This window comes from Streptomyces sp. NPDC107654, assembly GCF_055639035.1.
Map to the genome: position 1 here is coordinate 100,397 of NZ_JBVKBI010000002.1, position 26,518 is coordinate 126,914.

A 26,518-nucleotide genomic window follows, 5' to 3' on the forward strand; every position below is an offset into this window, starting at 1 on the left:
TCTACTTCCCCTTGGTGCCCTTGGCGCCGGACGTGCCGCGGCCGCCCTTGGGGGCGCCGCTCTCGGTGCCGTGCTTGCTGTCGTACTTCTCGTACGCGTCGACGATACGGCCCACCAGCTTGTGCCGGACGACATCGTGGGACGACAGCCGGGAGAAGTGGACGTCCTCGACCCCTTCGAGGATGTCCTGCACCTGCCGCAGACCGGACTTCTGCCCGTTGGGCAGGTCGACCTGGGTCACGTCACCCGTGATCACGATCTTCGAGTCGAAGCCGAGGCGGGTGAGGAACATCTTCATCTGCTCGGGGCTCGTGTTCTGGGCCTCGTCCAGGATGATGAAGGCGTCGTTGAGCGTGTTGTGCGTGAGCAGGTGGTCCTGGGTTACGTAGAGAGAGTCCTCGGCCGCCACCTGGATGCAGACGCACTCCTCCCTGCCCGCGGGTTCGATGCTGTCGATGAACCGCATCGGGCGTCCCCCGCCTCCGGCCGCGTGGTACTCGTCTCGCTTGCGGGCGAGGCGGAAGGGTTCGATGCCCTCGGGGAGGCGGATGTCGATGGTGTGGGAGTCGCGGCGGTGCGCCACCTCCCGGCCGTTCGCGAGACCCGGCGTGCGACCCTCGGCAGCCCGGCGTCGGCTGTAGGCGACGCCGCCCAACGACTGCACGAGCGAGATCACGTCGTCACGGAGCAGGATCGACGTCGTGCTGTACTGGATGCGGCAGGTGCGGTCCTTCTGCACGACCGGGCCGCCGTCCGAATCCAGAAGACCCTGCAGGACGGCCAACCGGACCGCGGCCGAGTTGTGCAGGTAGTCGTCAGGGACGAACTTGGCGTGTGAGCGTGCGCCGGTCAGGTCCAGCTCGCGCATGACCTTGGTGACCGGGTTCACCTGGGTGATCACATCTCCGGGAGACTTGGTCCGGTTCAGGACGTAGGCAGGTCCGCCTCGATGCCGGACCGAGATACCCGGAATCGCGGATTCCAGCGTTGCTGCCAGCTCCGGGTCCTCTGTGGAGAACGAGGGGGTGGCGGAGCCGGTGAGGCACCCGTCGCCGAGGAGCAGGCCCAGTGCATACGGATCCATCGGCACATCGCGCTCGGGGAGACACACAGGCGCAGTCAGCAGCGGCAGCTCGTACCGGCGCGCATGCGCCGCCCGCAGGTTGCCGATCATCTCCTGGGTTTCCAGGACCCGCCACGGCTTGTCACGGCGCTTGTCGTCGCGCGCCCTGACCGTCCACAGATGCTCACCGCAGCACAGCGTCCAGGAGCCGTCCTGGGCCGTGACACGGTAGATGTCCTTCTCCCCCTGCGGATAGACGCCGAGGACCGGGGTCGGCTCACCGTTGGAGCCGATGACCAGGTCACCGACCTGGAGCGCGCCGATGGGGCGCCAGCCATCCGGCGTCAGGACGTTCGTGAAGACCGGCTGGGCCCTTCCCCGCATGTAGGCGAGCGGCGCGACCTCGATCGTCCCCGCGGCCATCAGCCGGGGGATGGAGTCCGGGTCGAGCATGTCGTGCAGCGCGTCGTACAGCGGGCGCAGGTACGGGTCGATCTTCTCGTAGAGCGTGCCGGGCAGGAAGCCGAGGCGCTCGCCCGCCTCCACCGCCGGACGGGTCAGGATGATCCGGTTGACCTGCTTGGACTGGAGGGCCTGCACGGCCTTGGCCATGGCCAGGTAGGTCTTGCCGGTGCCGGCGGGACCGATGCCGAAGACGATCGTGTGCTTGTCGATCGCGTCGACGTACCGCTTCTGGTTGAGGGTCTTGGGGCGGATCGTACGGCCGCGCGAGGACAGGATGTTCTGCGTCAGCACCTGCGCCGGGGTCTCCGGGCCGTCGCTCGTCCCGTTCTCGCTCGCCTTGAGCATCGCGATCGAGCGTTCCACTGCGTCCTCCGTCATCGGTTGCCCGGTGCGGAGCACCAGCATCATCTCGTCGAACACGCGCGAGATCAGGGCGACGTCCACCGGGTCGCCGACCGCGCTGATCTCATTGCCCCGGACGTGGATGTCGGCCGCCGGGAAGGCCCTCTCGATCACACGCAGGAGGGAGTCGCCGGAACCCAGCACGGTCACCATGGGGTGCTGGGCGGGGACGGTCAACTGCGCTCTCGCCTGCTCCTGCGCGGAGGTGTGAGCTGTGGGTGTCTGTGTCATGGGCCGGCGCTTAAGGCCTGCGCTTCCTCCTCGTCACGGCCGCACGGCTGAGGGCGGCCTCGCGACTCCAGGGTACGACGGGGGGCCGACATCGCCGTAGGGCTTTTCATACGACCGCCTCGCCCGGTACGTCAGCCCGAGCGGCGGAAGCCGATCGTCGGTACGGCCCGGCGCAGCGGCCAGGGCCGGTCCAGCCGCTCGGGGACCAGGCCCTCCAGGAACTCGTACCGCCCCAGCGCCGCGGGCGACTGCCCCGGCAGGGACTGCACGCGCCGCCACCACGCGCCGATCTCCGACCACCCCGGCGCCGACAGCGAGCCCCCGAACTCCTGCACGGACAGCGCGGCCGTCAGCCCGGCGAAGGCCAGCCGGTCGGCGAGCGGCCACCCCGCGAGGGAGCCCGTCACGAACCCGGCGACGAACACGTCCCCCGCCCCGGTCGGGTCCAGCGCCTCCACGGCGATCGCGGGCACCTCGGCGGCCTCCCCCGTGCGCCGGTCCACGGCGTAGGCGCCCTCCTCCCCGAGGGTGACCACGGCCACCGGCACGTACTCGGTGAGGGCGTGCGCGGCGAGCCGCGGGCAGTCGGTGCCGGTGTACCGCTTCGCCTCCTCCGCGTTGGGCAGGAACGCCTCGCAGTGCTCCAGGTCGGCCAGCCCGGACAGGTCCCAGGCGCCGGTGTCGTCCCAGCCGACGTCGGCGAAGATCCGGGTGCCCTCGCGGGCCGCCCGGGCGATCCACGCGGCGCGCGTGCCGGGGGTGAGGGAGGCGACGGCCGCACGCGCGCGGGGCGGGTGCGCCGGGGCGCCCTCCGCGGGGAACACGGCCTCGGGCGGCGGCTCGTGGCCGTGCGAGACCATGGTCCGCTCGCCCTCGTAGGCCATCGAGACGGTCACCGGGGAGTGCCAGCCGGGCACGGTCCGCGAGGCGGAGAGGTCGATGCCCTCGCCCTGCTCCAGCGCGTCCCAGCAGTACTCGCCGTAGTGGTCGTCGCCGAAGGCCGCGGCGAGGGCGGTGCGCAGGCCGAGCCGGGCCAGGGCGGTGGCCATGTTGGCGACCCCGCCGGGGCTGGAACCCATGCCGCGGGCCCAGGACTCGGTGCCGCGCACCGGCGCCGAGTCCAGGCCGGTGAAGATGATGTCGAGGAAGACCGTGCCGGTGAGGTAGACGTCCCAGGGCGGGTCGCCGGGGGCGCGCAGCGCGGCGAGCGGGTCGACCTGGGTCCGGCAGCGCGCTGCCTGGGTGAGGTGTTCCGGTTCCTCTCCGGTGAGGGTGTGCGACGGCGTCACGGTGCGCTCCCTGGCGTGGTGCGGTTCTGGCCAGTGTGCACCAGGTCATGCACCGGGATGCCGTACGGCGTCGGTCACCAGCGGGGCATGGCCGGTGTCCGCCAGTCCGGTTCCGCGGCGCGCATCGCCGCGGCGTCGTCGCGGTCGCGCAGCGCGCCGTCGTCCTCGGCCCACCGCCGGTGCAGGCGGGCGAGTTCGTCCCGGTCCAGTTCGACGCCGAGGCCGGGCGCGTCGGACACCGCGACCCTGCCGCCGTCGAAGGCGAGCCGTTCGGTGAGGACGTCCTCGGACTGCCAGGGGTAGTGGGAGTCGCAGGCGTGGTGCAGGTTCGGGACCGTGGCCGCGACCTGGGTCATCGCGGCGAGGCTGATGCCGAGGTGGGTGTTGGAGTGCATGGACACCCCGACCCCGAAGGCGGCGCAGACCGCGGCGAGCCGCTGGGTGTTGCGCAGGCCGCCCCAGTAGTGGTGGTCGGAGAGGACGACCTGGACGGCGTCCTTCGTGAACGCCTCCTTGATCTCGCCGAAGGTGGTGACGCACATGTTGGTGGCGAGCGGCACGTCCGTGCCGGCGGCCACCTGTGCCATGGCGGGCGTGCCCAGGGTCGGGTCCTCCAGGTACTCCAGGACGTCGCCGAGTTCCTCCGCGACCTTCAGCGAGGTCTCCACCGACCAGGCGCCGTTGGGGTCGAGCCGCAGCGGGTGGCCGGGGAAGGCGTCGGCGAGGGCGCGGACGGCGGCGGTCTCCTCGTCGGGCGGGAAGACGCCGCCCTTGAGCTTGAACGATCCGAAGCCGTGCAGGTCCCGCATCCGGCGCGCCTGTTCCACCACGCCGGCCGGGTCGAGCGCGGCGCCCCACGCGTCGGGTTCGGCGGGGACGCCCGCCGGGTGCCCGTCCCATTTGTAGAAGAGGTAGGCGCTGTACTCGACGGCGTCCCGCACCCTGCCGCCGAGCAGCGCGTGCACGGGCAGCCCGAGTGCCCTGCCCTGGGCGTCGAGGCAGGCGACCTCGAAGGCGGACAGCACGGACAGCCGGAGCTTGTCGGCGGTCTGCACCCCGCGCAGCCCGCCCGCGTCCGCCTCGCCCTCGACCCGGGAGGCGTCCACGGCGAGGTCGATCCCGAACAGGCCGTTCACATCCGTGACCGAGCGTCCGGGGAGTCGCTCGGCCAGCGGCCGGGCCAGCTCCAGGTACTTGGTGTCGCCGTAGGTCTCGCCGAGCCCGGTGACCCCGTCGGCGGTGACGATCTCCACGATCAGCCGCGGGGTGTACGGCTGGTGCACGCCCTGGGTGTTGAGCAGCGGCGGGTCGGCGACCAGGATCGGTGTCAGCCGCACCTCGGCGATGGTCAGGTCACGGGTCACAGGGAGGCTCCTACGAGATCGAGTCCGGCGGTGAGGAGGGCCTTCAGGTCGGCGAGGTCGGCGGGCGCGGGGTCGGTGAGCGGGGCGCGCACGGGCCCGACCGGCTGTCCGCGCAGCCGGGCCGCCGCCTTCACCAGGGACACGGCGTATCCGGGCACCCGGTCGCGGAGTTCGACGAACGGGACGTAGAAGCCGCGCAGCAGCTTGTCGGCGGTGCCGTGGTCGCCGTCGCGGAGCGCGGTGAAGAAGGCGCCCGCGATCTCGGGGGCGAAGGCGTGCACGGCGGAGGAGTAGGCGGGGACGCCGACGGCGGCGTAGGCGCGGGCCTGGATCTCGGCGGTGGCGGCGCCGTTGAAGAAGAGGAAGCCGTCGGGTGCGGCCAGGATGAGGCGCTGGAGCCGGTCCAGGTCGCCGTGCCCGTCCTTGAGGCCGATGACGTTCGGGACGCGGGCGAGGCGGCGCAGTGAGCCGGCGGTGTAGGCGACCTGGCCGCGCTGGTAGGCGACGAGCGGCAGCCGGGTGCGGGCGGCGAGGTGCTCCAGCTGGGCGGCGAGGCCGTCCTGCGGGGCCTCGGTCGGGTAGTGCGGCAGCACGAGCAGGGCGTCGGCGCCGGCCTCCTCGGCGATCCGCGCGAACCGGGCGGCCTGCGCCCAGCCGTAGCCGGTGCCGGCGACCACGGGCACGCGGCCGTGCGCCTCCTCGACGGCGACGGTGACGACGGTCCGGTACTCGTCCTCGTCCAGCGAGAAGAACTCGCCGGTGCCGCAGGCCGGGAAGAGGGCGCCGGGGCCGGCGGCGAGCCGGCCGGCGACGTGGGTGCGGAAGCCGTCGGGATCGAGGGTGCCGTCGTCGCGGAACGCGGTGAGCGGAAAGGAGAGCACTCCGCGCGCCATCCCCTCCCGCAGTCGCCGCGCCACCTTCTGCGGAGCCGGGTCACCGCTCACTGGCCATCTCCTCTTATGAATGCCGTCCACATATGAGAACCGAGGCTAGAGCCTCCTACCCCCGCACACCACCCTCCAACCCAACCGTGGTCCGGATCACACGCCGGTCCCGACGACGACGGCGGTGCAGCGCGGGCGGGCACCCTCGTCCGGTCACGGCCCCGGCCACGGACGTCCCGGTCCCGGAGATCCCCGGGGAGTCGCCCGCCGTGCCCGCCCGGCGTGCCTTACGAGGCGGCGTCCCCGAACTCGTACGCCTCCACCTCGGCGAGGTAACGCGCCCGCCGCTCCTCGTCGTCCTCCAGGAAGGAGGCGAGGAAGGAGTTGAGGGCCAGCTCGCGCAGCCGGTCCCGGGACAGGCCCAGGGTCCGGTGCACGGCCGCGAAGTTGTCGCCGGCGTAGCCGCCGAAGTACGCGGGGTCGTCGGAGTTGACCGTGCACAGCAGGCCGGCGTCGAGCATGGCCGGCAGCGGGTGGCCGGCCAGGGTGTCCACGGCGCGCAGCCGGACGTTGGACAGCGGGCACAGGGTCAGCGGGATCCGCTCCCGGACCAGTCGCTCGACGAGTGCCGGGTCCTCCATGCAGCGCAGTCCGTGGTCGACCCGCTCCACACCGAGGACGTCCAGCGCCTCGGTGATGTACTCCGGCGGCCCCTCCTCGCCCGCGTGCGCGACCCGGCGCAGCCCGAGCGCGGCGGCGGCCTCGTACACCTCCCGGAACTTCACCGGCGGGTGCCCGACCTCGGCGGAGTCCAGGCCGACCCCGGTGATCCGGTCCAGGTACGGCTTCGCGGCCTCCAGGGTGGCCAGGGCCGACTCGGCGGACTCGTCCCGCAGGAAGCACATGATCAGCCTGGTGGACACGCCGTGGCGCGCCTCGCTGCCGCCCAGCGCCCGCCACAGCCCCTCCACGACCGTGCCCATCGATACGCCCCGGGCCAGGTGGGCCTGCGGGTCGAAGAAGATCTCCGCGTGCCGCACGCCCTGCGCGGCGGCCCGGGCGAGGTAGGCGTCGGCCAGGTCGGCGAAGTCCTGCTCGGTGCGCAGGACGGCCATCAGCTCGTAGTACAGGTCCAGGAAGGACTGGAGGTCCTCGAACCGGTAGGCCTCGCGGAGGGCCTCGCTGTCCGCGTACGGGAGGGTCACACCGTTGCGGGCGGCCAGCTCGAACGCCAGCTCAGGCTCCAGCGTTCCTTCGATATGGAGGTGCAGTTCTGCTTTCGGGAGGGACATCAAAGCATCGTACGGCTGGTTTACCGCCGTTTCGGAACCGGCACCCGCAGCAGGTCGTACGCCACGGTCAGCTCCCCCTCGAAGCCCGCCGCCCGCGCCTGCCGCTCGAACTCCTCCGGGTCGCAGTAGCGCTGACTGAAGTGGGTGAGGACCAGGTGCCGTACGCCGGCGTCCCGGGCCACGGCGGCGACCTGGCCGGCCGTCAGATGCCCGTGTTCCACGGCCAGTTCGGTGTCTTCGTCGAGGAACGTGGACTCGATGACGAGCAGATCGCAGCCCTCCGCGAGCGCGTGCACGCCGTCGCAGAGCCGGGTGTCCATGACGAACGCGAACCGCTGCCCGCGCCGCACCTCGCTGACGTCCTCCAGCGTCACGTCCCCGAGCCGGCCCTCGCGCTGCAGCCGGCCCACGTCCGGGCCCCTGACGCCGTGCGCGGCGAGCCGGTCGGGCAGCATGCGGCGGCCGTCGGGTTCGATGAGCCGGTAGCCGTAGGACTCGACGGGGTGCGAGAGCCTGCGGGCCTCCAGGGTGTACGAGCGGGTCACCGCGAGGACGCCGTCGGCGGCGACCGGCGCCTCGGTGAGGCCGACCGTCTCCCGGTAGGCGGTCGCGTAGCGCAGCCGGTCGAAGAAACGCTGCCCGGAGCGCGGGTAGTGCGCGGTGACCTCGTGCGGCACCTGGTCCAGGTTGATCCGCTGGATGACTCCCGCGAGGCCCAGGGAGTGGTCACCGTGGAAGTGCGTGACGCAGATCCGGTTCAGGTCGTGGGCGGCGACCCCGGCGCGCAGCATCTGCCGCTGCGTGCCCTCGCCGGGGTCGAACAGGATGCCCTCGCCGTCCCACCTCAGCAGGTAGCCGTTGTGGTTGCGGTGCCGGGTCGGGACCTGGCTGGCGGTGCCGAGGACCACCAGTTCGCGTACGGACACCGCTTATCCGGGCGGCCACTGGAGGCCGCGGCCGCCGAGGACGTGGGCGTGGGCGTGCCAGACGGTCTGGCCGGCGCCGGAGCCCGTGTTGAAGACGAGGCGGTAGCTGTCGAGCTTCTCCTCGTCGGCCACGGCCTTGGTCTCCGCGAGCACGTCGGCGGCCACCTGCGGGGCGCCCGCGGCGAGCTCGGCCGCGTTCTCGTAGTGGGCCTTCGGGATCACCAGGACGTGGGTGGGGGCCTGGGGGTTTATGTCGCGGAACGCTACGGTCGTCTCGGTTTCGCGGACGATCGTCGCCGGGATCTCACCCGCGACGATCTTGCAGAACAGGCAGTCGTCCTGCGGTTCTCCGGCCATGCGTGTGCCTCCTGTGATCCATTCCGTGGGCATCGTAGTCGGTCAGCCGGGCAGGCCCGGTGGTGTTTTCGCGGGGCGTTCCTCCAGCGCCTGCAGTGCGAGCCGGATCGCCTCGTCCAGCTGGGTGTCCCTGCCCGCCGCCCAGTCCTGGGGCCTCTGCGGGACCTCCACGTCGGGATCCACCCCGTGGTTCTCCACGTCCCAGCCGACGCCCTCCAGCCACATCGCGTACTTCGGCTGGGTGACCAGGGTGCCGTCGACCAGGTGGTAGCGGCTGTCGATGCCGATGACACCGCCCCAGGTGCGGGTGCCGACGACCGGGCCGATGCCGAGGGCCTTGATGGCCGCGTTGACGATGTCGCCGTCGGATCCGGAGAACTCGTTGGCGACGGCGACGACCGGGCCCCGGGGGGCGTCGAGCGGGTAGCTGGTGGGGCGCATACCGCGCGGGAGGTCCCAGCCGATGATCCGGCGGGCCAGCTTCTCGACCACCAGCTGGGAGGTGTGGCCGCCCCGGTTCTCCCGGACGTCGACCACGAGGCCCTCGCGGGCGACCTCGACGCGCAGGTCCCGGTGGATCTGGGCCCAGCCGGGGGCCTGCATGTCGGGGACGTGGAGGTAGCCGAGGCGGCCGGCGGAGGCCGCGTGGACGTGGGCCCGGCGGTCCGCGACCCAGGCGTGGTAGCGCAGGGGTTCCTCGTCGGCGACGGGGATGACGACGGTGTGCCGGGGTTCGCCGCCGGCGGCCGGGGAGACGGTCAGTTCGACGGGGTGGCCGGCCGTGCCGGCGAGCAGCGGCCCGGGGCCCGTCACGGGGTCGACCGGGTGGCCGGCGACCGCGATGATCGCGTCGCCGGGGCGGACCGCGACCCCCGGTGCGGCGAGCGGGGAGCGGGCGTCCGGGTCGGAGGTCTCCGACGGGAGGATGCGGTCGATGCGCCAGCCGCCGTCAGCGTGGCGGGAGATGTCGGCGCCGAGCAGGCCGTGCCGGGCGCCGCCGGAGCCGCCGCGCGGGGTGACGTAGGCGTGCGAGGTGCCGAGTTCGCCGTGCACCTCCCAGAGCAGGTCGACCAGGTCGCTGTGGGTGGCGAGGCGGGCGAGGAGCGGGCGGTAGCGGTCGAGGACGCCGGTCCAGTCGGCGCCGCCGAGGTCGGGGCGCCAGAAGTGGTCGCGCATCAGGCGGCCGGTCTCGTCGTACATCTGCCGCCACTCGGCGGCCGGGTCGACGGTCTGCCGGACGCGGGCGAGGTCGACGGTGACGCTGGTGTCGCCGTCGTCGTCGCTGCCGGTACGACGGTCGCCGGGGACGACCCGGAGCCGGCCCTCGCTCCACAGCAGGACGCGTCTGCCGTCGCCGCTGACCTCGAAGTGGTCGGCCGCTGAGGCGAGGTGCTCCAGGCGGCGCTGGGCGAGGTCGTAGCGCTCCAGCTCGGTGTGCGGGTCGGGGTCCTCCGGGTGGGCGCGGGCGGCACCGAGGACGCCCTCGACGGGGTGGTGCAGCCACAGGACGCCGTCCTTGGCGGCTCGGAGCGTGGAGTAGCGGCCGGCCTCGACCGGGAAGGGGACGATGCGGTCGGCGAGGCCCTCCAGGTCGATACGGGTGGCCGGGGTGCCCTCGCCGTCGGGGGTCTCGTCCTTGTCGGGGGTCTCGAAGGGGCGGCCGTGGCGCTGGGGGCCGAACGGCGAGGGGGTGGTGGCGGCCAGGGTGATCAGGTGGGGACGGGCGCCGACCACGAAGGCGAGGTCGAAGGCGTGTTCGTCGTAGACCGGGTCGAAGGCGCGGTTGGAGAGGAACGCGAGGTGTTTGCCGTCGAGGGTGAAGGCGGGCGCGTAGTCCTGGAACCGCAGCGGGGTCGCCTCGGTGACCGAGAGGTCGGTGGTGTGGGCGATGCGGAGCTGGGAGAGCGGGCGGGGGCCGGGGTGGGCCCAGGCGAGCCAGGCGGAGTCGGGTGAGAAGGCGAGGCCGGAGACCTCGCCGTCGTCGCTGCGGTCGACCTCGCGGACCTCGCCGGTCTCGCGTTCGACCAGGAGCAGCCGGCCGTCGTGCGCGGCCACGGCGGCCCGGCCGCCGTCGGGTGCCATGGCCAGTTCCAGGACGCGGCCCAGTTCTCCGGCGGCGAGCCGGCGCGGCGGGGCGCCGGGGACGGTGCCGGTGGCGGGAGCGAACTCCAGGGCGTCTTCGCCCTCGGCGTCCGTCACCCACACCACCCACTCCTCGCCCTCGGCGCGGAAGACGCGCGGGGTGCGGGCGCGGACGCCGGGGGTGGCGGCCAGGGCGCGGGCGGGGCCGGAGCGGTGGGTGACCCAGTGGATGCCGCCGCGCACGCAGACGGCGCTGCCGCGCGCGGTGTGGTCGGGTGCGGCCTCTCCGAACCAGCGGGAGGCGTTGACCGGGTGGGGCCGCAGGTCGACGCGGGGTCCGCCGAGCCGTACGTCCAGCCGGCGCGGCTCGGCGCCGTCCAGGTCGTCCAGCAGCCAGAGTTCACCGGCCGAGCCGTAGACGACCCGGGTGCCGTCGCCGGCCGCGTGCCGGGCGTAGAAGCCGTCCAGCGGGGTGTGCCGGCGCAGGTCGGAGCCGTCGGCGAGGGAGGAGTAGAGCGCGCCGGTGCCCTCGTGGTCGCAGAGGAAGGCGATGCGGTCCCCCGCCCACACCGGGCACTCGATGTTGCCGTCGAGGTCCTCGTGCAGCCGGACGAACTCCCCGCCGCCGTCCCGGTCGATCCACAACTTGCCCGCCGTGCCGCCCCGGTAGCGTTTCCAGTGGGCGGCCTCCCGCCCCATCGGCGCGGACAGCAGCACGGTGGCCGGACCGTGAGCCACGTCGCCGACCGGGCCGTACGGCAGGGTCTCGGCCGGTCCGCCGTCCAGCGGGACGGCGTGCGCCCAGGAGTGCCGGAAACTGGGCCGGCCCTGCGCGCCGAGCGCGAGCACCCGTCCGTCGGGGGTCCAACCGCGCACCTCGGTCCGGCGGTTGCCCCAGTACGTCAGCCGCTCGGCGGGGCCGCCGTCGACCGGGGCGGCATGCACCTCGGGGGCGCCGTCCCGGGTGGAGGTCCAGGCGAGGTGCCTTCCGTCGGGTGATATCCGGGGCCGGGTCACCGGCGTGTTGTCGGCGCTGACCCGCCAGGCCCGGCCGCCGTCCAGCGGTGCGAGCCACACGTCGTCCTCGGCGACGAAGGTCACCAAGTCGCCGTGCAGGTGGGGATATCGGAGATAGGCGCCCTGAGTCACCCCGTCACTCTACGCAGCGACCGGCGCGCTCCGCTCCCGGTTCGCCCCTCACTTGCCCGGTACGGGCCACACGGTCCGCGTGACGGTGACGGTGACGGTCACCGCCGGCTCGGGCCGGCCCCCGGTGGGCGGGCGGTACGTCGGCCCGGGCGGCGCCGAGCAGTTGCCCAGCCCGTCGACGTGGAAGACCTGTCTGCCGCCGACCTTCGCCGTCAGGTCACCGCGGACGCAGGCCCCGTCGACGGCCTTGGTCACCACCCCGGTGACGGCGATCTTCCGCCCGTCGTCCGTCTCCCCCCGGCAGTCGACGGAGACGAGCGTGCTCTCCGTCGACGAGGGCGAGGCATCCCGGGTGCCGTCGTCACCCTGCCGTCCGGTGCAGGTCAGCCAGGCGACGTTCACATGCCGGTGCTCCAGCGCGGCGGTCGCGGTCCGGTCGGTGGTGTAGGCGACGGTCGCGGACCCGAGCCCACCGGGCTGACACGCCACGACGGCTCCCGCGCCCACCGCGACGAGCCCCACCACGGCCGCCGTCCGCGACCCGCGCCGTATCCGCCTCGATACGCCCATACAGCGCAGCGTGCCACCGCCCCGCACCGCGCGGAAGGCCGCATACGGCCACTCACCCGTTCGGGGGCAGGCGGCCTATGGTGGCCCGATGCGCGGTGAACGCAGGCTCAGACGGCTCGTCCTGCCCGACGGCACCGAGTACCGGTGGCGGGTCCGGCACCGGCACACCGACGGCGGACCGTGTACGGAGGTGCTCTCGCTGCACCGGGACGGAACCGTGACGCACCTCGTGTTCCCCGGCGTGGTCGTCGGCGGTTACGGGCACTCCGGTCTGGTCTTCGACCGGCACGGACACACCGTCAACCTGCACGAACCCCGCGTCGTCCGGGCCTTCGTCGACGCACTGCGGGGCCGTGGCGGGCCGGTGGCCGGTGAGGTGGACGGCTGGGCGCTGCTGCCCGCCGTCAGCCGCGCAGCAGCAGCCACTCCTGGAGCTCCACCAGGTTGCCCTCCGGGTCCTTGAGGTGGGCGACGCGCATGCGGTCGGTCATGGGGGCCGGGCCGTGCAGCAGGGTGGCGCCGCGGGAGGTGATCTCCGCGCAGTAGGCGTCGAGGTCGTCCACGCGCAGGACGACCAGGGAGCGGTGGCCGGTGGCGGTGTCGCCCAGTTCGGCCAGGACCTCGGCCATCATCGCCCGGTCCTGCAGGGCGATCCCGGCGGAGCCGGTGTGCGGGCTGAGCTTCTCGTACGGGCCGCGCGCGGCGCCGGACTGCGGCTTGAGGCCGAGGACGTCGGTGTAGAAGCGGTAGCAGGCGGGGAAGTCGGTGACCAGGAGCCGGACTTGGGCGAGTTCCACGGTGCCTCCGCGAGGGGTCGGGACGAGGGGTCAGGACCAGCGGCCGGTGCGGCCCAGCAGCAGGGCCGTGGCGGCGGTGCCGGCGGTGGACGTGCGCAGGACGGTGGGGCCGAGGACGCAGGCCTTCGCGCCCGTCTCCTCGAAGAGGGCCAGCTCGTCCCGGGAGACGCCGCCCTCCGGCCCCACGACCAGGACGATCTCGCCCTCGGCGGGGAGTTCGGCGGCGGCCAGGGGCCGGCTGACGTGCTCGAAGTCGGAGTGGAGCACGGCGGCGAAGTCGGCGGCGGCGAGGAGCTCGGCGACCTGCCTGGTGGTCGCGAGGTCCGCGACCTCCGGGAAGCGCAGCCGCCGGGACTGCTTGCCGGCCTCCCGCGCGGTGGCCCGCCACTTGGCGAGCGCCTTCAGTCCCCGCTCGCCCTTCCACTGGGTGATGCAGCGGGCCGCCTGCCAGGGCACGATCGCGTCGACACCGGTCTCCGTCATCGTCTCCACGGCCAGTTCGCCACGGTCCCCCTTGGGCAGGGCCTGGACGACGGTGATGCGGGGGCTGGGCTCGGGCTCCACCGGGAACTCGGAGGGCTCGACCACCAGGTGGTCCTTCCCGGACACGCTGACGACGGCCCCGGCCGCGCCCCGGCCCCTGCCGTCGGTGAGCACCACGTGCTCGCCCGGCTGCAACCGCCGTACCGAGACGGCGTGCCGCCCCTCCGGGCCCCGGACGTCGACGACGGAGCCGGGGCCCACGCCCTCCAGCGAGTCGACGACGAACACCGGCGCGGTCATCGCGCACCACCCCCGGCCGACAACGCTGTCCCGGCCTCGGCGAGTTCCGCCGCCAGCACCTCCACCAGCCGTCCGGCCGGCAGCTCCCGCGCCATCCGGTACCCCTGTCCCGCCCACAGCGCCAGACCCTGCGCGTCCCCGGCCTTCGCGGCGGCCTTGCGCAGCGGCGCGGTGAGGTGGCTGACCTCCGGGTAGGCGGCGGGGGCGTAGGGGCCGTGCTCGCGCAGGAAGCGGTTGACCAGCGCGCGGGCCGGGCGGCCGGTGAAGGCACGGGTCAGCTCGGTGCGCGTGAACAGGGGGTCGGTCAGCGCCTGTTTGTGCAGGGCGTGCGCCCCGGACTCGGGGGTGGCGAGGAAGGCGGTGCCCAGCTGGGCCGCGCTCGCGCCCGCCGCGAGGACGGCGGCGATCTGGCTGCCGCGCATGATGCCGCCGGCGGCGACGACCGGGATCCGTACGGCCTCCCGCACCTGCGCGACCAGCGACAGCAGTCCGATGCCGGAGCCGTCGTTCTCCGGGAGGTCCCGGTGGGTGCCCTGGTGGCCGCCGGCCTCCACGCCCTGCGCGATCACCGCGTCCGCCCCGGCCCGCTCGACCGCGCGGGCCTCCTCCGCGGTCGTGGCGGTGACGAGGGTGAGGGTCCCGGCCCGGCGGAACCGGTCGAGCACCTCACGGGCCGGCACGCCGAAGTGGAAGGAGACCACCGGCACCGGGTTGTCGAGGAGGACGGCGAGCTTGGCGTCGTAGCCGTCGTCGCGGCCGCTGTCCGGGTCGCCCAGCTCGGTCTCGTACCAGGCGGCCTCGCCGGCCAGCTGGTGCGCGTACACCTCCACCGCGCCGGACTCGGCGTGGTCCGACTGGGGCATGAACACGTTCACGCCGAACGGGCGGCCGGTGAGCCCCCGCAGCTGCTTGATCTCCTGGTACATGCCGTCGGCGGTCTTGTATCCGGCGGCGAGGAAGCCGAGGCCACCGGCCTCGGAGACGGCGGCGGCGAGCTGCGGGACGGAGACACCGCCCGCCATGGGGGCCTGCACGATCGGCTGGGGGAAGAGATCGGTCAGCGCGGAGGACATGACCGCATGTTGTCACGTCCTCCGTACAAGTCCGAATCCGGGCTTCCCCCGGCACAGGCCCCTGGCGCACGGGGACCGGAGCACCCCGTACGCCTCCGCTCGGCGCCCCCTGACAGTCGTTGACGGTCAGGGATCAGCGCCCGTTGAACGCGTCCTTCAGGCGGGAGAACAGCCCCTGCTGACCGGGCTGGAACTGTCCCTGCGGCCGCTCCTCGCCGCGCAGCTTGGACAGCTCGCGCAGCAGTCGCTCCTGCTCGGGGTCCAGCTTGGTCGGGGTGGTCACCTCCACGTGCACGATCAGGTCACCCCGGCCGCCGCCGCGCAGATGCGTGACGCCACGGCCGTGCAGCGGGATCGACTGGCCGGACTGGGTGCCGGGCCGGATGTCGACCTCCTCCATGCCGTCCAGCGTCTCCAGCGGCACCTTGGTGCCGAGGGCCGCCGCCGTCATCGGGATGGTGACCGTGCAGTGCAGGTCGTCGCCGCGCCGCTGGAACGTGGGGTGCGGCAGCTCGTGGATCTCGACGTACAGGTCGCCGGCCGGACCGCCGCCGGGGCCGACCTCGCCCTCGCCGGCGAGCTGGATCCGGGTGCCGTTGTCGACACCGGCCGGGATCTTCACGGTCAGGGTCCGCCGCGAGCGGACCCGGCCGTCGCCGGCGCACTCCGGGCACGGGGTCGGCACGACCGTGCCGAAGCCCTGGCACTGGGGGCACGGGCGGGAGGTCATGACCTGGCCCAGGAAGGACCGGGTGACCTGGGAGACCTCACCCCGGCCGCGGCACATGTCACACGTCTGCGCGGAGGTGCCGGGGGCGGCACCCTCGCCGTTGCAGGTGTTGCAGACGATCGCGGTGTCGACCTGGATGTCCTTGGTGGTCCCGAAGGCCGCCTCGTCCAGCTCCACCTCGATCCGGATCATCGCGTCCTGGCCGCGCCGGGTGCGCGAGCGCGGCCCGCGCTGCGACGCCGTACCGAAGAACGCGTCCATGATGTCGGAGAAGTTGCCGAAGCCGCCGGCGCCGAAACCGCCCGCGCCGGCCCCGCCCGACTGGGAGAGCGGATCGCCGCCGAGGTCGTAGACCTGCTTCTTCTGCGGGTCCGACAGCACCTCGTAAGCGGCGTTGATCTCCTTGAACCGCTCCTGGGTCTTCGGGTCGGGGTTGACGTCCGGGTGCAGCTCGCGCGCGAGCCGACGGAACGCCTTCTTGATCTCATCCTGCGACGCGTCGCGGCGCACGCCGAGAACGGCGTAGTAGTCCGTGGCCACTTACGACTCCGCCAGGATCTGTCCGACGTACCGTGCCACTGCGCGTACCGCTCCCATCGTTCCCGGGTAGTCCATGCGGGTCGGTCCGACCACGCCGAGCTTGGCAACCGCCTCGCCGCCCGAACCGTAGCCGACCGACACGACGGAGGTTGAGTTGAGTCCCTCATGGGCGTTCTCGTGGCCGATGCGCACGGTCACGCCCGGTTCCTTCGCCTCGCCGAGGAGCTTGAGGAGCACGACCTGCTCCTCCAGTGCCTCCAGGACGGGCCGGATCGTGAGGGGGAAGTCATGTCCGAAGCGGGTCAGATTGGCGGTGCCGCCGATCATCAACCGCTCCTCGTTCTCCTCCACGAGTGTCTCCAGAAGAGTGGAGAGCACCGTGGAGACCGTACCGCGGTCCTCCGGCTCGAAGGCGTCCGGCAGGTCCTCGACCAGCTTCGGCACATCCGCGAACCGGCGGCCGGCGACCCGGCTGTTCAGCCGCGCCCGCAGATCCGCCAGCGAGGCCTCGCCGAACGGCGCCGGGCAGTCGACCATGCGCTGCTCGACCCGGCCGGTGTCCGTGATCAGCACGAGCATCACGCGCGCCGGAGCGAGCGAGAGCAGCTCGACGTGCCGGACCGTGGACCGGGTCAGCGACGGGTACTGCACGACGGCGACCTGCCGGGTGAGCTGCGCGAGCAGCCGTACGGTCCGCGCCACGACGTCGTCGAGGTCGACGGCGCCCTCCAGGAAGTTCTGGATGGCGCGACGCTCGGGCGCGGTCATCGGCTTCACGCCCGCGAGCTTGTCCACGAACAGCCGGTAGCCCTTGTCGGTGGGGATGCGCCCCGCGCTGGTGTGCGGCTGGGCGATGTACCCCTCGTCCTCCAGGGCCGCCATGTCGTTGCGGACGGTCGCCGGGGAGACGCCGAGGTTGTGCCGCTCGGTCAGGGCCTTCGACCCGACCGGCTCCTCGGTGCCCACATAGTCCTGGACGATGGCGCGCAGTACCTGAAGCCTGCGTTCACTCAGCATCCGCGCGCACCTCCAGCATGTCGTCCCCTCGTCCCTTCGGGTCCTGTCGCCTGGCACTCTTCCCACGCGAGTGCCAGCGATCCCCGGCCCAGTGTACGGCTGTCGGGTACACACTGGGCAAGGTCGGGCCGCGGTACCGGGTCGTACCGCTAGCGTCGCGGGTATGACCGTGACTTGGGAAGAGCTGGGGTGGGAACGGCTGACCGCCGGGGTGGGGCGGTGCCGGCTGCCCGGCTGGGACTGCACGGTGGGGCTGGTCCTGGGGGAGGGCACGACCCTCCTCGTGGACGCCGGTTCGAGCCTGGCGGAGGGGGCCCGGGTGCGCGCGCGGGCCGAGGAGCTGGCGGGCGGACGTGTGACCCATCTCGCGCTCACCCATCCCCACTTCGACCACGTGTTCGGCACGCCGGCGTTCGCGGGGGCGGAGCTGTACGGGGCGGTGGGCGCGGACGCGGCGCTGACGTACGAGCGCGACGAGCTGCGTCTGGACGCGGTCCGCAACGGGCTGCCGGTGGCCGACGCGGACGAGGCCGTGGACGCGCTGGTCCCGCCCCGCCACCTGGTCTCCGGCGAGTGGACCCTCGACCTCGGCGGCGGCCGCCAGGCACTGCTGGCCAACGTGGGCCCCGGCCACACCGCGTACGACCTGGCGGTACTGGTGCCGGGCGATCCGGAGGTGGTCTTCTGCGGCGACCTGGTGGAGGAGTCCGGCGAACCCCAGGCGGGCCCGGACGCGGTCCCGTCCCGCTGGCCGGACGCCCTCGACCGCCTCCTGGCCCTGGGCGGCGAGGACGCACTGTACGTGCCCGGTCACGGGGCGGTGGTGGACGCGGGCTTCGTACGCGGACAGCGGGACGAGCTGGCGAGGCGGTTCGGGGTGGGGTGAGCCGGGGGGCGGGTGCGGGGTGAGCGGGGGGGGCGGGTGCGGGGCTCGTGGCGGTTCCGCGCGGGGTCGGCGGGGGGTCGGGGGCGGTGCTGGCGAGCCTTCAGCGCGAAGGTCGCGACGGGTCCCCGGCGGGGCCGGCGGGGGTCGGGTGCGGGGCTCGCGGGGGTTCCGCGCGGGGCGGACGGGCCTCCGCGGGGCGCGCGGCGTTTCGGCTCGAATCTCCGGCGTGTCGTGAGCAGCTCCGTACAGGTTCTCCTATCGTCATCCGAATGCGCCCACCCGTCTCCCGCCGCCACCCCTCCGACGAGGGCCCTTCGGGCCCGCGCCCTCGTGTGTACTCCGCCGACCTGACCCCGCCGTGGAAGAAGCCGAAGCCCGTGCCGGAGGTGCCGGCCGAGCCGGGCCTGGTGGTGGAGGAGCCCGGTACCGGGTTCTGCGGGGCGGTGATCCGCTGCGAGGCCGGCACGGTGACCCTGGAGGACCGCTTCGGCAAGCACCGGGTGTTCCCGCTGGAGCCGCGCGGCTTCCTGCTGGAGGGCCGCGTGGTGACGCTGGTACGGCCGGCCCCCTCGGCCCCGGTACGTCCCACCCGTACGGCGTCCGGCTCCGTCGCCGTCCCCCGGGCACGCGCGCGCGTGGCCCGCGCCGGCCGCATCTACGTCGAGGGCCGGCACGACGCCGAGCTGGTCGAGAAGGTGTGGGGCGACGACCTGCGCGTCGAGGGCGTGGTCGTGGAGTACCTGGAGGGCGTGGACGACCTGCCGTCCATCGTCTCCGACTTCGCCCCGGGCCCCGACGCCCGCCTCGGCGTCCTGGTGGACCACCTGCTGCCGGGCACGAAGGAGTGGCGCATCGCGGAGTCGGTGACCAGCGAACACGCTCTGGTCGTCGGCCACCCGTACATCGACATCTGGCAGGCCGTGAAACCGGCGGCCCTGGGCATCCCGGCCTGGCCGACGGTGCCGAAGGGGCAGGACTGGAAGACGGGGGTGTGCCGGGCCCTGGGCTGGCCGGCGGAGAACACCGGCGCGGTGTGGCAGGCGATCCTGAAGCGGGTGGGGTCCTACAAGGACCTGGAGCCCGAGCTGCTGGGACGCGTGGAGGAGCTGATCGACTTCGTCACGGGAAGCGGTGGGGCCTGACGTCCTCGTACGGGGGATTCGCTCGCCGGAGTGATCAGTCGACCAGATCCCGCACGACCGCGTCCGCCAGCAGCCGCCCCCGCAGCGTCAGCACGGCCCGCCCCTGCGCGTACGGCCCCTCCTGGAGGAGTCCGTCCGCCAGCGCGCGACGGGAAGCCGCGAGCCCCTCCTCCTTCAGCAGCGACAGCGGAACCCCCTCCCGCAGCCGCAGCTCCAGCAGGATCCGCTCCACCCGCCGGTCCTCGTCGGACAGCAGCTCACGCCCGGCGCCCGGCGACTTGCCCGACGCCAGCGCCGCCGCGTACGCGCCCGGGTGCTTCACGTTCCACCAGCGGACCCCGCCCACGTGCGAGTGGGCCCCCGGCCCGGCCCCCCACCAGTCGGCGCCGCGCCAGTACAGCTCGTTGTGCAGGCAGCGGCCCGCCTCGGAGGTGGCCCAGTTGGAGACCTCGTACCAGTCGAAGCCCGCCCCGCCCAGCATCTCCTCCGCGATGAGGTACCGGTCGGCGTGCACGTCGTCGTCGGTCATCGGAACCTCGCCCCGGCGGATCCGGCGGGCGAGCCCCGTGCCCTCCTCGACGATGAGCGCGTAGGCGCTGACGTGGTCGGGGCCGGCGCCGAGGGCGGCCTCCAGCGAGGCCCGCCAGTCGTCGTCGCTCTCGCCCGGGGTGCCGTAGATCAGGTCCAGGTTGACGTGCTCGAAGCCCGCCGCCCGCGCCTCGGCGACGCACCGCTCGGGGCGGCCGGGGGTGTGGGTGCGGTCCAGGATCCTCAGCACGTGCGGCCTGGCGCTCTGCATGCCGAGGGAGATCCGGTTGAAGCCGCCCTCGCGGAGGGTGGCGAGGTAGGCGGGGTCGACGGACTCCGGGTTCGCCTCGGTCGTGACCTCGGCGTCCGGTGCCAGCCCGAACTCGTCCCGGATCGCGCCCAGCATCCGTACGAGGTCGTCGGCGGCCAGCAGCGTCGGCGTGCCGCCCCCGACGAAGACCGTACGGACCTCGCGCGGGTCGTCGCCCAGCACCTTCCGGGCCAGCCGGATCTCGTCGGTCAGCGTGTCCGCGTAGTTCTCCCGGGAGGCGAGCACTCCGCCGGTGCCGCGCAGCTCGGTCGCCGTGTAGGTGTTGAAGTCGCAGTAGCCGCAGCGGGTCGCGCAGTACGGGACGTGCAGGTAGAAACCGAGCGGGCGGTCGGCGGCCCCGGCGAGCGCGTGCGCGGGCAGCGCGCCGTCGGTGGGGACGGGCTCGCCGTCGGGGAGTGCGGAAGGCATGCCTTCCATTGTCCAGCACCGGCGGTGTTACTCCGCCTGGAGCACCAGGAGGGCGAGGTCGTCCTCGGGCAGGCCGCCGCCGAAGTCGTGGACCAGGCGGCGGATCCTCTCGGCGATCTGCTCGGCGCTGAGCCCGGCGCAGCCGGACAGGGCGCGGGCGAGCCCGTCGCCGTCGTCGAACTGACGGGTCCCGGAGCGCCGCTCGGTCACCCCGTCGGTGACGCACAGCAGGCTGTCTCCGGGGCGCAGGTCGAGGGTCTCGCTGGTGTAGGTCTCGTCCTCGACCACGCCGAGCAGGGTCTGCGGGCGGGCGGCGGTGCGGACGGTGCCGTCGGGGCCGAGGACGAGCGGCAGCGGGTGGCCGGCGGAGGCGAGGGTGCAGCGGACCCCGCCGTCGTACGGCCGCAGCTCGCCGTAGAGCAGGGAGAGGAAGCGGGTCTGCGGGCCGTCCCCGGCGGGCAGGGGCCGGGCGCCGGCGGCGACCAGGGCGCGGGCGGCGGCGTCGGAGGCCTCGGTGGCGTCGTCCAGGAGGAGTTGGTTGAGGCGGTCCAGGACGTCGGCGACGCGGTAGCCCTCGCGGGCGAGGAGGCGCAGCCAGGGGCGGGCGAGGCCGATCACCACGGCGGCCTCGGGCCCCTTGCCCTGGACGTCGCCGACGGCGAAGCACCAGCGGCCGTCGCCCGCCGGGAACAGGTCGTAGAAGTCGCCGCTCGGGCCGCCCATGTCGCAGGGCTCGTAGACGAGCGCGCTGCGCATGCCGGGGATCTCGGCGACCGCGCCGGGCAGCAGGCCGCGCTGCAGGACGGCGCTGATGGTGGCCTGGCGGGCGTACTGGCGGGCCGCGCCGATGGCCAGCGCGACCCTGCGGCCGAGGTCCTCCAGCAGCCCGGTGACCTCGTCGGGGATGCCCGCCGGCCCGCACCGGCCGACGACCAGCGTGCCGAGCGGCCGGCCGCCCGCGATCAGCCGGTACGACAGCGCCGTCCCCTGGTCGCCCTGGGGGCCGAGCGCGTGGCCGGGCCAAAGGTGGGGCTCGGGGCCGGAGCGCAGCCCGTCGGGCGGGCCCGGCGGTTCCTTCTCCAGGGCACACCGCAGTTCCTCGATGCGGGCCTCGCTGGCGTGCCAGACCCGGGCGGGCCCGCTGCCGGCGCCGCCGCGTACGGTCGCCTCGTCCTCCAGCCAGACCGCGCACCAGTCGGCGAGCCGGGGCACGATCAGCTGGCCGGTGAGCGCGACGACCAGGTTCTCGTCCAGTTGTCCGGCGAGCAGGTCGGAGGCCTCGGCGAGGAAGGACAGGGCGCCCCGGCCGAGCCAGTCGCGGTCGCCGTCGGCGCGGTGCGGCTGCGGGGCGAGGTCCTCGGCGATCCCCAGGGCGGGCTCGGGGGCGGGTCCGTCCGGGGTCTCGCCGTCGCCCGGGGGCAGCCGCGCCCACACGGTCTTGGCGCCGGTGCGGTAGGTGACGCCCCAGGACTCGGCGAGCGTGGCGACGAGGCGCAGGCCACGCCCGTACTCCGGGGTGTCGTACGCCCCCTCGCCCGCCGTGGCGTCCCGCGGGGCACGGAACGGGTGCTGGTCGCACACCTCGACCACGAACGCGCCGGTCTCCTCCAGCCGCCACTCGACGTGCACCTCGGTGCCGGCGTGCACGACGGCGTTGGTGACCAGCTCGCTGACGACCGCCATGGCGTCGTCGGCGAGCCGCGCGGAGACCCCGGGCGCCGTGGCCAGCGCCGACCGCACCAGCGCGCGGGCCGATCCCGGGGCGAGGGCGCTCCCGGGCAGCGTGGCCCGCCCCCGCCGCTCCCCGGGCTGGGCGCCGCTCTCCCGCTGCGTCGGTATGGCCGCCATATCCATGCGGTCAGGGTGACAGACAGGGGGCACGTATAAGCGGTGAGTTACTCAAGTGGCCGGAAGGCGGACACTTTCGAGCGCCGCCGAGCACGCGACGGCGGCGCCCAGTCACAAACTCCCCAGGGGTCGGGGCGGTGTCGGCGAGCGGCTCCGCCGCGGGGCGCGCCAGTTCTCACGGACGGCCCGGAACAGCCGGGCGCTCCCCGCCACCGCCTCCGCGACGGCGCTACGCCTCGCGCGTCCCCGCGTACATCTCGTCGATGAGGTGCTTGTACTCCCGCTCCACCACCGGCCGCTTCAGCTTCAGGCTCGGCGTGATCTCGCCGTGCTCCACATCGAGGTCCCGCGGCAGCAGCCGGAACTTCTTGATCGTCTGCCAGCGCTGGAGCCCGGCGTTGAGCTGCCGCACGTACCCGTCGACCATCTCCACCGTCTGCGGCGCGGCGACGATCTCGGCGTACGGCCTGCCGTCCAGCCCGTTCTCCTTCGCCCACTCCTGGATCGCGAGTTCGTCCAGGGCGATGAGGGCGGTGCAGTAGTTCCGGTCGGCGCCGTGCACGAGGATGTTGGACACGTACGGGCACACCGCCTTGAACTGCCCCTCGACCTCGGCCGGAGCGACGTACTTGCCGCCGGACGTCTTGATGAGGTCCTTCTTGCGGTCGGTGATGCGCAGGTAGCCGTCGGGGGACAGCTCGCCGATGTCGCCGGTGTGGAACCAGCCGTCGGACTCCAGCACCTCGGCGGTCTTCTCGGGCTGCTGGTGGTAGCCCTCCATGATGCCGGGGCCGCGCAGCAGGATCTCGCCGTCGTCGGCGATACGGACCTCGGTGCCGGGCAGCGGCTTGCCGACCGTGCCGGTGCGGTAGGCCTCACCCGGGTTGACGAAGGAGGCGGCGGAGGTCTCGGTGAGGCCGTAGCCCTCCAGGATGTGGATGCCGGCGCCGGCGAAGAAGTAGCCGATCTCCGGGGAGAGCGCTGAGGCGCCGGAGACGCAGGCGCGCAGCCGGCCGCCGAAGGCCTCGCGGAGCTTGCCGTAGACGAGGGTGTCGGCGACCTTGTGCTTGGCGCCGAGCCCGAACGGCACGGAGGCGGTGCCGGTGCGGCGGAAGTTGTCCTGGCTGGCCTTGGCGTACTCGCGGGCGACCTCGGCGGCCCACTGGAAGATCTTGTACTTGGCCCCGCCACCCTCGCGCGCCTTGGCGGCGACGCCGTTGTAGACCTTCTCGAAGATGCGCGGCACGGCCGCCATGTACGTCGGCTGGACCACCGGAAGGTTCTCGATGATCTTGTCGACCCGGCCGTCGACGGCGGTGACGTGCCCGACCTCGATCTGGCCGGAGGTGAGCACCTTGCCGAAGACGTGCGCGAGCGGCAGCCACAGGTACTGCACGTCGTCGGCGCTGATCAGGCCGGTCGCGGCGATGGCCTTGGCCATGTAGGCCCAGTTGTCGTGCGGCAGCCGCACGCCCTTGGGGCGGCCGGTGGTGCCGGAGGTGTAGATGAGGGTGGCGAGCTGGTCCTTGGTGATCGCGCCGACGCGTTCCTTGATGAGCTGCGGGTGCTGCTCCAGGTAGGCGTTGCCGCGCTTCTCCAGCTCGGCGAGGGTCAGCACCCAGTCGCCGCTCTCCACGCCGGCCGGGTCGATGACCACGACCTTGGTCAGCTCCGGCAGCTCGGCGCGCTTCTCCAGGGCCTTGGCGAGCTGGGCCGCGTCCTCGGCGATCAGCACCCGGCTCTCGGAGTCGGAGAGGATGAACGCCGACTCGTCGGCGTTGGTCTGCGGGTAGACGGTCGTGGTGGCGCCGCCGGCGCACATGATGCCGAGGTCGGCGAGGATCCACTCGACCCGGGTGGAGGAGGCGAGCGCCACCCGCTGCTCGGGCTGGATGCCCAGTTCGATGAGGCCGGCCGCGATGGCGTACACCCGCTCGGCCGCCTCGGCCCAGCTCAGCGACTTCCAGTCGTCGGGGCCCTGGCCGGAGGCCGGTGGGACCGGGTAGCGGTAGGCCTCGGCGTCCGGTGTGGCCGCCACGCGCTCCAGGAAGAGGGCTGCCACGGACGGCGGACGGTTCTCGATCAGGGTCTGTGTGTCGCTCACGACATCCTCCGGGGGCCCGCGACGGTGCGGCTGACTCGGTGCGGCTGGGTTAACTCACGGTGGTGGGGTTCGGGCTGTTGTTTAACTCGCGAGTAACTATCGAGCAGGGATCAGGTTAAGGGGCGACCGGCCGCTGCGTAAGGGGCTTCGGCCTGTCACTTTCCACTCAGCGCGACGCTACGCACGCGTAGGGGCCCGTCGCACTTTCGCACGACGAGCCCCCGCATGCCCGGTTTGCGGGCGTGACCGTTCGTTACTTCCGGTTACTTCTTGCCCTTGGCCGACCCCGCGGCGTCATCGCTGGAGAGGACCGCGATGAAGGCCTCCTGCGGAACCTCCACGGAACCCACCATCTTCATCCGCTTCTTGCCTTCCTTCTGCTTCTCCAGCAGCTTCCGCTTACGGGAGATGTCACCGCCGTAGCACTTGGCGAGGACGTCCTTGCGGATGGCGCGGATGGTCTCGCGGGCGATGACCCGGGAGCCGATGGCGGCCTGCACCGGGACCTCGAAGGCCTGCCGGGGGATCAGCTCCTTGAGCTTGGCGACGAGCCGCACGCCGTACGCGTACGCCTGGTCCTTGTGGGTGATCGCCGAGAAGGCGTCCACCTTGTCGCCGTGCAGCAGGATGTCGACCTTGACCAGGGAGCTGGTCTGCTCGCCGGTGGGCTCGTAGTCCAGCGAGGCATAGCCGCGGGTCTTGGACTTGAGCTGGTCGAAGAAGTCGAAGACGATCTCCGCGAGCGGCAGCGTGTAGCGGATCTCGACCCGGTCCTCGGACAGGTAGTCCATGCCCAGGAGGGTGCCGCGCCGGGTCTGGCACAGCTCCATGATCGAGCCGATGAACTCGGTCGGCGCGAGGATGGTGGCCCGTACGACGGGCTCGTACACCTCGTTGATCTTGCCTTCGGGGAACTCGCTCGGGTTGGTGACGGTGTGCTCGCTGCCGTCCTCCATCACGACCCGGTAGACCACGTTCGGCGCGGTGGCGATCAGGTCGAGGCCGAACTCGCGCTCCAGCCGCTCCCGGATCACGTCGAGGTGCAGCAAGCCCAGGAAGCCGACGCGGAAACCGAAGCCGAGGGCCGCGGAGGTCTCCGGCTCGTAGACCAGCGCGGCATCGTTGAGCTGCAGCTTGTCCAGGGCCTCGCGCAGCTCCGGGTAGTCCGAGCCGTCCAGCGGATACAGGCCCGAGAACACCATCGGCTTCGGGTCCTTGTAACCGCCGAGCGCCTCGGTGGCGCCCTTGTGCTGGCTGGTGACGGTGTCACCGACCTTGGACTGGCGCACGTCCTTCACGCCGGTGATCAGATAGCCCACCTCGCCGACGCCCAGGCCGTCGGCGGGCAGCATCTCCGGCGAGTTCGTCCCGATCTCCAGCAGCTCGTGGGTGGCGCCGGTCGACATCATCCGGATGCGCTCGCGCTTGTTGAGCTGGCCGTCGATGACACGGACGTACGTCACGACACCGCGGTAGGAGTCGTACACCGAGTCGAAGATCATCGCGCGGGCGGGCGCGTCGGCGACCCCGACCGGCGCCGGGATCTCCTTGACGACCTTGTTCAGCAGCGCGTCCACACCGAGACCGGTCTTCGCAGAGACCTTGAGCACGTCCTCCGGGTCACAGCCGACCAGGTTCGCCAGCTCCTCGGCGAACTTCTCCGGCTGGGCGGCCGGCAGGTCGATCTTGTTCAGCACCGGGATGATCGTGAGGTCGTTCTCCATCGCCAGGTACAGGTTGGCGAGGGTCTGCGCCTCGATGCCCTGGGCGGCGTCGACGAGGAGGATGGTCCCCTCGCAGGCGGCGAGCGACCGCGAGACCTCGTAGGTGAAGTCGACGTGCCCCGGGGTGTCGATCATGTTGAGGATGTGGGTCGTGCCCTGGTCGGGGCCCTCGGTCGGGGCCCAGGGCAGACGCACCGCCTGGGACTTGATCGTGATGCCGCGCTCGCGCTCGATGTCCATCCGGTCGAGGTACTGAGCACGCATCTGCCGCTGCTCGACCACACCGGTCAGCTGGAGCATCCGGTCGGCGAGCGTGGACTTGCCGTGGTCGATGTGCGCGATGATGCAGAAATTGCGGATCAGAGCCGGGGCGGTACGGCTCGGCTCGGGCACATGGTTAGGGGTCGCGGGCACGCAGGGTCCTGTCTCTTGAGGCGCCTTATGCCTCGGGTCGGATCGTTACGTAGTCTCCATGGTCCCACGGGGAGGGACCGGGGGCCGTTTTGGGCCGTCCGGAAGGCCACTGGTACTGT

Annotated in this window: 21 protein-coding genes; 3 read left to right on the plus strand and 18 right to left on the minus strand. The window is 72.9% G+C overall.

Annotated features, from left to right (window positions below):
* Position 1: 1 nt before the first annotated feature.
* The 9 genes from ACZ7N4_RS03590 to ACZ7N4_RS03630 form a co-directional block, all read right to left on the minus strand.
* Complete coding sequence (locus ACZ7N4_RS03590) at positions 2-2,161, minus strand: PhoH family protein (RefSeq protein WP_471353330.1); 2,160 nt, start codon at positions 2,159-2,161, stop codon at positions 2-4.
* Positions 2,162-2,292: 131 nt separating this feature from the next.
* Entirely contained in the window at positions 2,293-3,450 is a 1,158-nt protein-coding gene (locus ACZ7N4_RS03595; RefSeq protein ID WP_471353332.1) for a carbohydrate kinase family protein, read from the minus strand.
* Positions 3,451-3,524: 74 nt separating this feature from the next.
* Positions 3,525-4,814, minus strand: a complete 1,290-nt coding sequence (locus ACZ7N4_RS03600) for a glucarate dehydratase family protein (RefSeq protein WP_471353334.1) — start codon at positions 4,812-4,814, stop codon at positions 3,525-3,527.
* Complete coding sequence (locus ACZ7N4_RS03605; RefSeq protein WP_471354246.1) at positions 4,811-5,707, minus strand: 5-dehydro-4-deoxyglucarate dehydratase; 897 nt, start codon at positions 5,705-5,707, stop codon at positions 4,811-4,813. The genes ACZ7N4_RS03600 and ACZ7N4_RS03605 overlap by 4 nt, the downstream gene beginning before the upstream one ends.
* Positions 5,708-5,985: 278 nt before the next feature.
* Positions 5,986-6,990, minus strand: coding sequence for an adenosine deaminase (locus tag ACZ7N4_RS03610; protein WP_471353337.1), 1,005 nt, complete (start codon positions 6,988-6,990; stop codon positions 5,986-5,988).
* Between the two features lie 20 nt (positions 6,991-7,010).
* Positions 7,011-7,916, minus strand: a complete 906-nt coding sequence (locus ACZ7N4_RS03615) for a ribonuclease Z (RefSeq protein ID WP_471353339.1) — start codon at positions 7,914-7,916, stop codon at positions 7,011-7,013.
* Positions 7,917-7,919: 3 nt separating this feature from the next.
* Positions 7,920-8,273, minus strand: coding sequence for a histidine triad nucleotide-binding protein (locus ACZ7N4_RS03620; RefSeq protein ID WP_471353342.1), 354 nt, complete (start codon positions 8,271-8,273; stop codon positions 7,920-7,922).
* Between the two features lie 42 nt (positions 8,274-8,315).
* Entirely contained in the window at positions 8,316-11,504 is a 3,189-nt protein-coding gene (locus tag ACZ7N4_RS03625) for a S41 family peptidase (RefSeq protein WP_471353344.1), read from the minus strand.
* Positions 11,505-11,552: 48 nt separating this feature from the next.
* Positions 11,553-12,074: a hypothetical protein gene (locus ACZ7N4_RS03630; RefSeq protein ID WP_471353346.1), complete on the minus strand. Its 522-nt coding sequence runs from the start codon at positions 12,072-12,074 to the stop codon at positions 11,553-11,555.
* 88 nt (positions 12,075-12,162) lie between these two features.
* On the opposite strand from ACZ7N4_RS03630, the gene ACZ7N4_RS03635 reads away from it, so the two are divergent.
* Positions 12,163-12,537 carry a hypothetical protein gene (locus tag ACZ7N4_RS03635; RefSeq protein ID WP_471353348.1) on the plus strand — a complete coding sequence of 125 codons (375 nt, stop codon included), beginning with the start codon at positions 12,163-12,165 and terminating at the stop codon, positions 12,535-12,537.
* Here ACZ7N4_RS03635 and ACZ7N4_RS03640 read toward each other — a convergent pair.
* The 5 genes from ACZ7N4_RS03640 to hrcA all read right to left on the minus strand — a co-directional run bounded on the left by ACZ7N4_RS03640 (position 12,479) and on the right by hrcA (position 17,014).
* Entirely contained in the window at positions 12,479-12,871 is a 393-nt protein-coding gene (locus ACZ7N4_RS03640; RefSeq protein ID WP_471353350.1) for a VOC family protein, read from the minus strand. The two genes, ACZ7N4_RS03635 and ACZ7N4_RS03640, sit on opposite strands and share 59 nt — an antisense overlap.
* Before the next feature lie 30 nt (positions 12,872-12,901).
* Complete coding sequence (locus ACZ7N4_RS03645) at positions 12,902-13,654, minus strand: 16S rRNA (uracil(1498)-N(3))-methyltransferase (protein WP_471353352.1); 753 nt, start codon at positions 13,652-13,654, stop codon at positions 12,902-12,904.
* Complete coding sequence (locus tag ACZ7N4_RS03650; RefSeq protein WP_471353354.1) at positions 13,651-14,727, minus strand: nitronate monooxygenase; 1,077 nt, start codon at positions 14,725-14,727, stop codon at positions 13,651-13,653. Before ACZ7N4_RS03650 ends, ACZ7N4_RS03645 begins: the two co-directional genes overlap by 4 nt.
* A gap of 133 nt (positions 14,728-14,860) precedes the next feature.
* Complete coding sequence (gene dnaJ, locus ACZ7N4_RS03655; protein ID WP_471353356.1) at positions 14,861-15,997, minus strand: molecular chaperone DnaJ; 1,137 nt, start codon at positions 15,995-15,997, stop codon at positions 14,861-14,863.
* A complete protein-coding gene (hrcA, locus tag ACZ7N4_RS03660) occupies positions 15,998-17,014 on the minus strand; it encodes a heat-inducible transcriptional repressor HrcA (RefSeq protein WP_471353358.1) in 1,017 nt (338 codons plus the stop codon).
* 163 nt (positions 17,015-17,177) lie between these two features.
* Here hrcA and ACZ7N4_RS03665 point away from each other — a divergent pair, with 163 nt between their 5' ends.
* Positions 17,178-17,900 (plus strand): MBL fold metallo-hydrolase, encoded by a 723-nt coding sequence (locus tag ACZ7N4_RS03665; protein WP_471353360.1) that lies wholly within the window; start codon positions 17,178-17,180, stop codon positions 17,898-17,900.
* Between the two features lie 269 nt (positions 17,901-18,169).
* Entirely contained in the window at positions 18,170-19,042 is an 873-nt protein-coding gene (locus tag ACZ7N4_RS03670; RefSeq protein ID WP_471353362.1) for a DUF3097 domain-containing protein, read from the plus strand.
* 34 nt (positions 19,043-19,076) lie between these two features.
* Here ACZ7N4_RS03670 and hemW read toward each other — a convergent pair whose 3' ends face one another.
* The 4 genes from hemW to lepA form a co-directional block, all read right to left on the minus strand.
* The gene (gene hemW, locus ACZ7N4_RS03675) at positions 19,077-20,309 is read right to left on the minus strand and encodes a radical SAM family heme chaperone HemW (RefSeq protein WP_471353364.1); all 1,233 of its coding nucleotides are present in this window, start codon (positions 20,307-20,309) and stop codon (positions 19,077-19,079) included.
* Positions 20,310-20,336: 27 nt separating this feature from the next.
* Positions 20,337-22,157 carry a SpoIIE family protein phosphatase gene (locus ACZ7N4_RS03680; protein WP_471354248.1) on the minus strand — a complete coding sequence of 607 codons (1,821 nt, stop codon included), beginning with the start codon at positions 22,155-22,157 and terminating at the stop codon, positions 20,337-20,339.
* A gap of 229 nt (positions 22,158-22,386) precedes the next feature.
* A complete protein-coding gene (locus tag ACZ7N4_RS03685; RefSeq protein WP_471353366.1) occupies positions 22,387-24,261 on the minus strand; it encodes an AMP-dependent synthetase/ligase in 1,875 nt (624 codons plus the stop codon).
* Positions 24,262-24,524: 263 nt separating this feature from the next.
* Positions 24,525-26,399: a translation elongation factor 4 gene (gene lepA / locus ACZ7N4_RS03690; RefSeq protein ID WP_471353368.1), complete on the minus strand. Its 1,875-nt coding sequence runs from the start codon at positions 26,397-26,399 to the stop codon at positions 24,525-24,527.
* Positions 26,400-26,518 lie beyond the last annotated feature (119 nt).